The sequence below is a fragment of the Polaribacter sp. Hel_I_88 genome, assembly GCF_000687935.1.
Classification (GTDB): domain Bacteria; phylum Bacteroidota; class Bacteroidia; order Flavobacteriales; family Flavobacteriaceae; genus Polaribacter.
The window spans coordinates 1,306,185-1,317,802 of sequence record NZ_JHZZ01000001.1; the positions used below are offsets into that span (position 1 = coordinate 1,306,185).

An 11,618-nucleotide genomic window follows, 5' to 3' on the forward strand; every position below is an offset into this window, starting at 1 on the left:
TTAGATCTTGATTATTATCTCTCATAAAACAAAATTAAATATTCTTAATTTTGTCCTCGAATTAGGTAACCTTTACACCAGTGCCAAGAACTTGCATTTGCCAAGGTCAAATCTGCATACATTACTCTTACAACATAAAATGCAGTTGCCATTCCTAAATCTCTTTTTTCACCAACACCAATGTCACTATTTTTCTTTAAAATACAAAATCCGCTCTGCCAGTAGTCTAGATTTGGATTTTCATGTAGTTCTAGATTTAGTTTTTGTCTTACATAAATTAAACTATCTACAGGCCATTTTGTAAAATAGCTATGCCCAGTAGTTGTTTTGTTTAAGTTTTTGATTTTTACATTATTATTAAAAAAAATCTATTTAGTTTACTTAAGTTGAATATAACCATCTTAAATCTGCAGCTTCTGCAACCACAATTTTAGGTAATAAATTATTTTTTCGATATGTTTATTCACTAAAGTAGATACCTCTAAAATATCTTTATTTGTGGTTGGAGTACTTTCTTGTGTTTTCTTTTCCCATTGTGGTTCGTTTATAGGACTTAAATAACCAAATTTAATTCCTTTAGCTTCAAAATGTTTTAAAAACTGAACCCTAAAAGTAGCATACTCATCAAATTTATCTACTTATAAATTTATTTTTCCTAATTTTAAACCTGAATTATATCCTTTTCCATTTAATGTCCAATGAATTAGAGCAGATATAGAAAATGCTATAAAATTAACACCTTAATAAGATTTGACTTTTTTCAAGTACCACTATTGTCCTTTTTCTTTATTCCAGTCATAGTTTCCATTTACTTCTATATAAGATTTTGCTCTACGCCATTCATTTCTAATTTGCGAATCTTTTCCTTGTTCAGTAGTTCCTGCACCAATATAAAAATACCAAAACGAAAGTCCAATTTCTTTAGGATTAACATTTTCATCAAATTCTTTTTCTTTATTAAATAAAAATTCTGCTATTTTTTCTTTTTTTACTTTAAGCCAATTTAGCCCAGCAAATTGACAGCACCATGCATCCAGACGCTCTAACACCTTCTATTGTTTGAAATTGATTGTTGAAATCTATAATGATGTATATTTTTTGTGCAATTCCATCAGCACAGGATAAAAAAAGAATTAAAAACAAGCTTAATATGTAGTCATAATTTTATTAGAAATTAATTTCATAATTAAGAAAAATAGTTTTATTTGGGTTGTTATTAAATGGACTTTAATTACTTCTTTTTTAAAATAATCTTATAAATTTGATATTTTGATTCTTGATTAATAGAAACCACAACCTGATTATTGGGGTTTAAAATTGCTTCAGAGACTTGCTCTACATAAGGTTCTGCTCTATTAGTTTCTGAATAATTAGAAGGTAAAAAGCGCTTTACACTTTTAATAGAACCAACTTCGAAACCAGTAATATCTATACCTACTTTAGCAAAAGATTCGTTGCCACCTGTAATAAACAAAACCATTGTTTCGCTATCATTTAAGGCTGCTGCAACATGAAACTTATTAGATGTTACTTTTAACGATTTTCCCTTATATGAATCCGATAGTTCTCCTATAATTTGCCCTACTGGGTAAACTAAAGAATGATTCCAGTTTGTAATCCCTAAACCAGGTATAGAACTATTTATAGGTGGCCAATACGCTGCAGCATTTGCGCCAGATCTTGCATAAATTTGAATGATATCTGGAATTATATTTGCTGCTTGCATGTATAATGCTCGTCCATTATAATCTCTAGAAGGCATCCATTCAGATAAGTAAATAAAATTTTTATTCGGGTTAAAATTATTAGCACAGTCTTTTATTTTTTGCTCTAAACTTGCCATATTATGAGTACTACTTTGATAGCCAACATACGTATGAAGCGCAACACCATCTATTTGGTTATAAGCCTTTGTAAATAAACTTTTCATAGTCGAGAATTCTGCTGGGATTGTATAATCACCATTTACCAATAGTTTAAAAGTTCTATTTGGAAAATTATTATTTATAAATTCCGCTAAATTCATTGCAATATTTGTGTACTTCTCTAATTTTTGAGGTCTAGTAACTCCTCCTGCGTGTTGTAGCCACCATTCGTTTCCAATTTCAACAATGCCATTACCAATGGTAGACTTTGTAATAGCTTTTTCTGCAGTTGCTTTTAAATTTTCTAAAGCCATATTATATTGTACAGAACCAAGTGTTTTATCCATTGCTTCAGCAGTTGGTATTACGATGCTGTAGTTGTTTATATTATTTTTTAAAGTTTCCACAGATGCTCCTGGAACGCTTGGCGTATTATTCCAATTTGGAGTTGTATTCGTATCCCAATTATAAAATTCAGACTCCCAGCCTCCTGGATATCTTATTAATTTAGAATTAATGCTATTTAAGGTATTTGTAAATTTAGAAAATGACACATCTGTTACCTGTCTCCAATCGTTATTTACTCCAAATATTTCTGGATTTATTTCTACACCGTCATTTGCATCTATTGTCAAGATAATATCAGCTTTAACAGTAACTTCATTATTTATGACCTCTTCTTCATCTTCGGAAGGCATATTCGAATAATCAGAACCACACGAAACTAGAAAAACCATTAAAAGACTGATTAAGAGAGAATTTATTTTTTTATAATTCATTAAGTATGTTTTCAAGAAGTTAAAAATGTTTATTACATATATAAAAAACCTAATAAAATTTTGATTTACAAAATTAAATCCTACTTTTTATTAAGTTGATAATATGGGTGAAATCTTATTTCAAAGTAAGTAATTAAAAATTATAAATAAATAGACAGAATAATCCATTAAATGGATATTATTGTATAAATTTAAAAAGTTAAAACAAAAATTCTTCACCAAAAAAATTAATTATATAAAGGAAAAATGTGATTTATCATCAATTAAAACATTAAAAAAAACCTATAAAATTATTATTACATGGATATAAATACTTAAATTATTTTTTATATATTTACAGAATTAGAACTCTAAAATAAATAAATTCATGACTGATAATACAACTTTAAGAGAAGGGTTTTTAGGTCAGAGCATGATTTCTCTACCTAAATCTATAATTAATATTGTAAAAAATAATCAAATAACTAAAGTATTTTATGTCTCTGATCTAGGTCATTACCCGAAAGCAAAAAATCATTATAGAAGAAGAAAAAAAGGTTCTAATCAATATATCTTAATTTATTGTACAATAGGCAAAGGAGAAATTATATTAGACGGTATAAAGCACATAATTGAACCAAATCAATTTTTTATTATTCCCAAAAAAATAGAACATGAGTATAGCGCAGACGAATCTGATCCTTGGACAATTTATTGGATTCACTTTAACGGTACAATAGCTGCAGAATTATATAAAAGATATGCCACAACTGATATTAAGAATTATAAGAACATATCTTTTTCTAAAGAAAAAATAGCTTTATTTGGTAAGATATTCAATCTTTTTGATCATAATAATTTAGAAAATCAACTAGAGTACGCAAACCTTCTAAGTCTTAGTTTTATAAAAAACTTTATATATCATGATTTTGAGTCTGACTTAAGTATAAGCAACAATAATAACATTGTTAATTCTATTCAGAATTTTTTATTAAAAAATTTAGATAAGAGTTTTACTTTAGATCAAATTGCGTCTAAATTTAACTATTCAAAATCTTATTTACACACAAAATTTAAAACGAGCACTGGCTACCCTATAATGGTGTTTTTTAATCTAAAAAAAACGCAAAAAGCTTGTGAATATCTTAACTATACAGACTTGAGTGTAAAAGAAATTAGTTTTAAAATGGGTTTTGATGATCCTTTATATTTTTCTAGAATATTTAAAAACTTTATGGGGAAATCTCCTAGAAATTACAAAAAAAGCCAACTTAAATAAATTTTCTAATAAAATAGTTATATCTGACAGACGTATGGACTAAATTACCATAAAAAAAGTCTAACAAACTAATTATCTTTATTTTAATACTTCAAGTATTTCTATACGATGAAATACCATTCCTGTATCAAGCATTTTTAGCTGAATGGTTGTTTTACCATTACTTTTAAATTCATAATCTTTAGAAATATAACCATCTAAACATGCCTCTGAAACAATTGTAGTCGTCCAAGTACAACTATGATGGTTGTGATATGTTTCTTCTGGTTCTTGAACATTTTTGACAATAAATTTTCCATTATTAACAGAAAAAGCACATCGCATTTCATCATTTTTAGAAGTTGGTCTTGAAGGAAGAAATTTAACACGAGCTTTGTAAATTCCTGGTTTTAAATTAATTTTAAACTCTAATGCTGGTGCTTTATTTTCATCTTTGTAACTTTCTGCTCTGTGTGGCATCAAATAAGCACCAAAACCATCAACGCTCAAGCCTTCTTCTACAACAATAGTCGTCTTACTATCTTTATTTATTATTTTATGTGAATTTTTTAAAGTCAAAATCTTGAGAGGATTTCGCATTAAATCGCTGTATTCTTGTTTTGTTGTTGCATGAGGAATTCGTTTTATATACTCCTCTGAAGCCAATCCTAAATCTGAAATTGGCTCTTTAAGCACCTTTAATTCTCTTGGTTTATAATTCATTAAATGATTCCACTTCCCATTTTCTAATTTATTGTACTCTTCAGTTAAATTTTTAATTTTTTCAAATGCTAAATTCGATTTTTCAAAACTATTTTTTGATTTTTCAGTGAAACCTCTTTTATTTTCAAGAGCACTTCGCCTTGCCAATAGAATTTTTTCATTATGTGCTGCAACTGCTGCTACAGGATAATATACAAGATGAAAATATGCAGTTTTAAGGCGCTCAGGTATTTTGGCTTTTAAAGTTTCTGCTTTTTTAGCAATTAAATTATAATCTTTTATGCGCTTTTCAGATTCAACTTCATTGTAAACAGTATGCCCAATATGCTCTGGTTTTCCTCTCCATGCCAATCGATAATATTCATTTAGTATAAAACCAATTTCTTCACCGAATTTCTTCCCAAAAGTATCTAAACTCCAATCTATAGCCCATTGATTTGCTTTTCCATCTCGCCAACGATTAATATCCCAAGATAAATCCATAAAAAATTGTGTTTCACGTTCAGCTGCCTTAATATCACCTACATTTACTACCCAAAGATTTTTTATTTCAAAATCATAAGCACGCCCTAATTGATGTGCAATAAGTTGAGGCGAAATGCTAACTTGCCAAAGATAATCGCTCCAATAAGAAATGTGATAATAAATTCCGTTACCACCAGATCTTGCACGTTCTTTTTCGTCTGGCATTCTTCTTACATAACCTTGATTGTCTTCTGCCCAACAAATCATAATGTCTTCAGGAACTTTCATACCTGCATCATAATCTGCCAAAACCTCTTTGTAAGGACAAAATATCATAGGAATATCTTTCGTTTTTTTAGTTGAATATTTATTGATAAGTGTGCGCTGATCTTCAAATATTTTTTCCATCATTTCTACACGCTCACTTCTAATTTTACTTCCTGGCATAGCACCATCGTGAATTCCACGCATACCAACTGTGTATAGATTTTCAAATTTTCCACGAGGTTTTAAAATACTTTCCCAATAATTTTTAATCAAATCTGGATGTTTAAAATAATCCCATTGAGATTTTTCTCTTCCATCTACAGCCCATTCTGTCACATTATTTCTTAATAATGGTTCGCAATGAGAAGCGCCCATAATTATTGCATAATTATCTGCAATTTGTGCATTTTCAGTAAATCCATTAAATGGTAAACTACATTCGTGCATTGCAGGCCAAAGGTAATTACTCTTAAGTCTAAGCATTAACTCAAATATTTTTGTGTAGGTTTTAGGACCTATATTTCCAGTTTCAGGGTCAAAAGTTTTTGCAATCCAAGGAGTTAGAGACCAATCTTCATCATTAATAAAAATTCCACGATATTTAACAGACGGACTTTTTTGAATATGAGTTCCTTCTGTAAGATACAATTCTTTCTTTTTTTCTGGCTTTACATCTGCCCACCAAATCCAAGGAGAAATACCAATAGCTTTAGATATATCCATAAGTCCGTATGCAGTTCCTCTCCGATCACTTCCAGCAACAACAATTGCTTTTTTTATAGTATATGGCGTTTTATTTACAGTTGTTATTAATGACGCTTCCCAGTTATTTTTTATTGATGAAACATCTATTGTTTTTTTATGAATAAACTCATCAATAATAACAGATTTTCCAATAGTTCCACAAATTATTATATATTCAGAACGAATATCAGCTACAGAAAATATTACTTCAGGTTTTTTTCCTGTAATTTGAAAGATGTCATCCGCCAATAAATTTGCTGCTATTTCTATAACTTTTGCATCCTTATTGTCAATTAAAATTTGAGTAACATTTTTTGATGTTGCTAATTGAAACGAATTTTTTGATGCTACTTCTGATACTTTTATTTGAGCCATTAATGCTTGATTAACAAAGAAGAAAACTATTAAAAAATGAAGTGATAGTAATACTTTCCAATTAAATTTAAACATATTTTTAATTCTTTTTTTAAATTTATTAATACTATATTTTTAATTATTATTTAGATTCCGAAACTATATATTCTACAGCAAAAGTCCCTTCTTGATTAGATGTAAACTGAAAAGACTTAACTTTTTCTAAAGTTCTTCCTTCTTTTAATTTTATATTTTTAAATTCTTTAGTTTCTAAAATACTACCATCAAAAGTTTTTAAATGTATAGATAAATCTACCATTTTAGAGTCGCCAATATTGAATATAATAGGATTAATCATATCCGAAGGTCCATAAACAACATCTACATTATTACTTCCTGCCATTATATTTTGAAAACCCATTTGCTGAGAATACCAAACAAGCTTTGCATGTCCTAAATAATCTATTAACGATTTTTGATAGGTTCCTGTGTTTGGTCCACCTCGTAAATTACACCAGCTTACACCATCATAATCCATCATTCTTAATTTTTTAAGGGTTTCGTAGCCAATTAATGCTTGCCAAGCTTGACTGGTTTCCCATTCGTTAAATTCCAGTCGTCTCCCTATACTGCCAATATCATAATCCCATTCGTAACTGGGTACATTGTACCATGGTTTTCCTTTAGATAAACTCCAGTTAGGCTGCCCAATAGATTCATCGTTTTCAAAATTGAAATAAGCTCTATGCTTGCTATTTAAAAAGCTGGTTTGAAATTCATTTGTGTAATAATACATTGGTCGCTCATCTTCCTCCATAAAGGGCCATTTTCTCAAAGTAGTCCATTCTGCTCCATAACCACCCATATAATCCATACTCCCTCTGGTTATAAGAGGAGCAGTCCAAATATGATGTGGTTCTAAATTGTTGCCAAAATTATCTTTAGTTCCTTCATCGTTTGGAATATTATACATTAGTCTCATATCTGCACTTGGTGATATAAGACGAGATGAATCGATTGCTATTATTGGTTCATATATTTTTTGGTATGTTGTGGTAATACCTTCCCAATCAAACCAAGAATATGGATGATTTGCAGATTGCCAAATTACTATAGAAGGATGATTTCTCACAATTTTGGCATCTGCTTGAAAACGATTAAAATCAATATTAAAAACATTTCCTTCTCTTATCCATGAAGATGTTTGCCAAATTAACATTAAACCAAGTTGATCTGCAATTTCTGCAATACGAGGATCATTTATACCTCCAGTTTTTGAATCATGAACGCTCATACGAATACCATTTCCGTTCATTTTTTTAATCATCATCATTTCTTGAACCAAATATTCTGCAGGTGGACATTTATCCCATTTTGCTATTTTTTCAAGAGGTGCTCTATTGCCGAATAAAAGAGGTGCTTTTAATAATTCTGGTTTATTGTTGATACGAAAAGTACCACCATCTTGAGATATAGTTCTTATTCCTGTGGTTGTTATATAATCATCTATAATTTCTCCTTTTTCATTAATAAGTTCTGCTCTTACAAGATATAACCGCGGATTATCAGAAGTCCAGAGTGACGGATTTTCGATTATTAATTTGGTACTATTAAGTTTATCAACAGGAATAGCATTTAGTACTATTTCTTTGAAAGCCACAATTTTTCCTTCATTTGGAAACCAAGGGGAAACGCTTATCCGAAGTTTACCTTTAAATCTATTTTGCTTCAAATTTCTATAGGTTACCTTAACAACTTGTTCAGCGTTTGTATTTGTTATTGAGTTTGTATAGGTAAATACATCTTTTATATACGCTTCTTTTAATAAATCAAGATGAATTCTTCCTGCAAACCAACCTGTATGAAGATCTGTCGAAGTATGTGTCATGATTTCTTTTGGAGCAACATGGTATGCGTCAACTTTTATGGCAATTAAATTAGTTCCTGTCTTTAAATACTTTATTATATCTATAGTTTTTGTGCCAGCATTACGAATAACCTCAACCGTTTTGCCATTAATAAAAATTATACCAGATGGAGTAATTGATTCCAAGTAAAGATTGGCAACATTATACTGATTAATATTTTCTATAAAAAATTTATTTCTTAAATAAAGATTTTCTTCTTTGAAGCGTTCACCACCATGAACAATAGGAAGTATATGACTTGACCAATCTGAATCATCAAAATTTTCTTCATTCCAATTTCCTAATGGCGTAGAAACGGAAAAATCTTCATCTAAAATAGTTTTGATACTAAAAGGATAATGCGGGTCTTCAGTTAATCTTTGATAACCTATAATATGTACATTGTCTATTTTTAAACCTTTTTGACCGTTAATAATAAGTTTTGAAAAAGATTTTTGTTTACTATCTGAATAAAGAGAATAATCACCAATTAATTGGTCTTGTAAGTAAAAATTATACCTATTTGTTGTAAAATCCAAATCGAATTTAATTGTAGTTAATTTTCCCGAACTGGTTTTAGGAGTAAAGAATTTCTTTTTTCCATCTACCACATAATAATATTTTCCCGATGCTTCTTTTCCAAACTCCGCACAACCATCTAAAGAAATTTTAAAGTTTTTAGCTTCTAATAAATTAATGTCCATTTTTAATTGAGTGCGCCAATTTTGAGATTCGATATCTCTAATTAATTTTCCTTTATATATAAAAAGGAGCTCTTCATTTTCAGTTTTTACGTTATCTGTTAAAATCCATTTACCAAATTCTTTCTTTTCATTAATTTCTTTATCTACTTTATAACCCTTCCATAACCATTCATCTTTAAGCAATCTATTTCTAACTTTTGGCACCGGTTGCGGTTTTAAAGTATTCAGTAATTTTAGTGCATCATTAAGAGGATACACTTTTTTATTGAGTTTTTTATCTTTCCAAAATGCCTTTCCAAACTTTGCATACGTGTTTAAGAAATCGACTCTTTCTTCTGTGCTAAAAACTGATGTTTTTCCTTTGAAATCTGTTTCTCCATTAGCCTTAAGTGAATTTGAAAATGTTCTTATCTCAAATGATTTCGAAATAGTTTGTGCTATCGTATTTTTGCATAATAAGATCAAAAAAACACAAACTAAAATACCCGTAATATTTTTCTTTATAAAAAAATTCTTCATTAGATTTTTTTTTTGCTGTTAATTACAAACATCTATATATTAGTAGATCAAGTATTTATGTAATATGATAATACTCTTTAAATCCAAGTAAATTTTTTAATTGAAATGAGGAAAATTTAAATTGAGAATAAAATTTTGATTTTGATTTTTTTTCTCGATACTATTCTTGATTCCTCAAAATCAGGAGAACTAGCAATTTTTTTTCAAATTTTTGAATCAAAATGCGCTATGGATTAGATTACTTTTTAACTAAAAACAAAAAATAATATTCTTCTTATAAATTTGGAATTATTAAATATGTGTTGACCTATATTATAGATTTATTATAATAATTTATTACTTTTATTGTAATTATTGATAATAAAATTAAAATATTAAACAAAAAAATTAGTCTACATAAACTTTTTTTATGAGAGACTTATTTAAAGAATCTAAAATCTTAATTATATAAATACCTTTTGGTAATCCAATTGAAAACTCATTACCATTTTTGTATTTAGCCAATTCATGGCCTATTATAGAAAAAACAGCTAACTCTTTCAATTCATAACCATCTTTAGATATTATTTTTAGCTCTCCGTTACTACTGTATATTTTAAAATTTGATTGTACATCAAATTCTGATGTAGACAAATTAGAATCATAATTAGAATCCAGAGCCATAGTAATTGTTGTGATACTAAATGCAGGAGCGGTTAAAGTATAAGTACCTATTGAATTAGTGTAATTTAAAGATTGAGTTACTTCCGCATTTCTAGACTGATCTGTTGTAATTAATTCTAAAAACTTTATACCGTAATTCAAATTGTTAGCTTTTTTAATAACAATTGGTATTTCTTTTGGCATTGAACTAAAATTACTAACATTTAAATAAATAGAATCTCCATTAATTTTTCTAAAAGAGGATACTTCAGAATTTTTTAAATTAACAAGACTTTGTTCTAAAACATTTGTATTTAGTGGTTGTCTGGATGTGATTTGCTTAAAAGCATAAAAATGTTTGTATGCAGTTGGTTTACCTCCCCAAGGAACACGAATTAAACCTCCAGGATGATAAACTTGCGGATAATTATTTTCGAAATAAAACCAACTTTCAATACCATTATTCATTGCGATATTAAAAAGACCAGATAAATCTAATGACGCTCGATGTGGTCTTTCTATCAATGTTCCTAAATTTAAGTTATCGTTGTGGTCTGCATGCATTTCTGATTGGTAAAATGCTCTTCCATCAAGTTCTTCCTTAATGTTTTTTATAGTTGTTTCGTCATATCCACCTCCATATTGATGTGTTGCAACAATGTCTATTTGAGCCCAAGCTGATGGATAATCATTTTTATAATATTTTACATATTCTAAACAAGAAACTGTAGATAAATTACTTGGTGCCATAAATAAAGGCAACTTAATATTTGTAGTATTTATGGCAGGATTCGCTAAAATTGCTTTTAATTTAGGAACAGCTTCTTGCAAAATACGACCTACCCCATATTTTGGGTTTCCAAATCCAAAATGGTGTTGTCTTGTATAATCTGGTTCGTTGCAAACACTTAAAATATCAACCTCTACACCTCTTTCTTGAAAACCTTTTAAACTTTGAAAATACCAATCTGCTAATTCATCATAAATACCGGCTCTTGTTACATCTAAAATACGGATTACTTGCCCATTAACTGTCTTATCTTTTCTCAACTCATCTGGAAAATTATCGTATACCATTGCAATTTTACTGTTAGGCTGATAAATTTTCGCTTGTTTTATATAGTTTGCTCTAATATCATAATATGCTGCATTTGAAGGATAATATTGAATATAATCTTGAATATAGCTCATATTCAAATCTTGATTAATCAATTTCATTGCCTTTTGTTGGTTTGAAGAATTCATACTAAAATGATGATATATGTACAAACCAATTGAAGTACCAACACCATTAAACTCTTGCTTGTAAGAATCTGCTTTAATCTCAATAGTTTGAGAATAAAATTTTACTGTATTTAAAACGAATATTATTAGTATTATTTTTAAAATAAATATTTTATTTTTCATATCCT

The 11,618-nt window shown here is 28.8% G+C and carries 5 protein-coding genes and 1 pseudogene; 1 reads left to right on the top strand and 5 read right to left on the bottom strand.

Going from position 1 to position 11,618, the window contains the following annotated elements; translation table 11 throughout:
* Window positions 1-44: 44 nt before the first annotated feature.
* A pseudogene (locus P161_RS19895) lies at window positions 45-1,049 on the bottom strand (glycoside hydrolase).
* Window positions 1,050-1,231: 182 nt separating this feature from the next.
* Window positions 1,232-2,644, bottom strand: coding sequence for a hypothetical protein (locus P161_RS0105835; RefSeq protein ID WP_155810425.1), 1,413 nt, complete (start codon window positions 2,642-2,644; stop codon window positions 1,232-1,234).
* A 367-nt stretch (window positions 2,645-3,011) separates the two neighbouring features.
* Here P161_RS0105835 and P161_RS0105840 point away from each other — a divergent pair, with 367 nt between their 5' ends.
* Window positions 3,012-3,902 carry an AraC family transcriptional regulator gene (locus P161_RS0105840; protein ID WP_036841277.1) on the top strand — a complete coding sequence of 297 codons (891 nt, stop codon included), beginning with the start codon at window positions 3,012-3,014 and terminating at the stop codon, window positions 3,900-3,902.
* A gap of 78 nt (window positions 3,903-3,980) precedes the next feature.
* On the opposite strand, the gene P161_RS18120 is transcribed toward P161_RS0105840, so the two are convergent.
* From P161_RS18120 to P161_RS0105855, 3 genes are all read right to left on the bottom strand, one after another.
* Complete coding sequence (locus tag P161_RS18120) at window positions 3,981-6,530, bottom strand: glycosyl hydrolase 115 family protein (protein WP_081816990.1); 2,550 nt, start codon at window positions 6,528-6,530, stop codon at window positions 3,981-3,983.
* A 46-nt stretch (window positions 6,531-6,576) separates the two neighbouring features.
* Window positions 6,577-9,564 (bottom strand): hypothetical protein, encoded by a 2,988-nt coding sequence (locus P161_RS0105850; RefSeq protein ID WP_026776103.1) that lies wholly within the window; start codon window positions 9,562-9,564, stop codon window positions 6,577-6,579.
* Between the two features lie 387 nt (window positions 9,565-9,951).
* On the bottom strand, window positions 9,952-11,613 hold the full coding sequence (locus P161_RS0105855) for a hypothetical protein (protein ID WP_026776104.1): 1,662 nt from the start codon (window positions 11,611-11,613) through the stop codon (window positions 9,952-9,954).
* Window positions 11,614-11,618 lie beyond the last annotated feature (5 nt).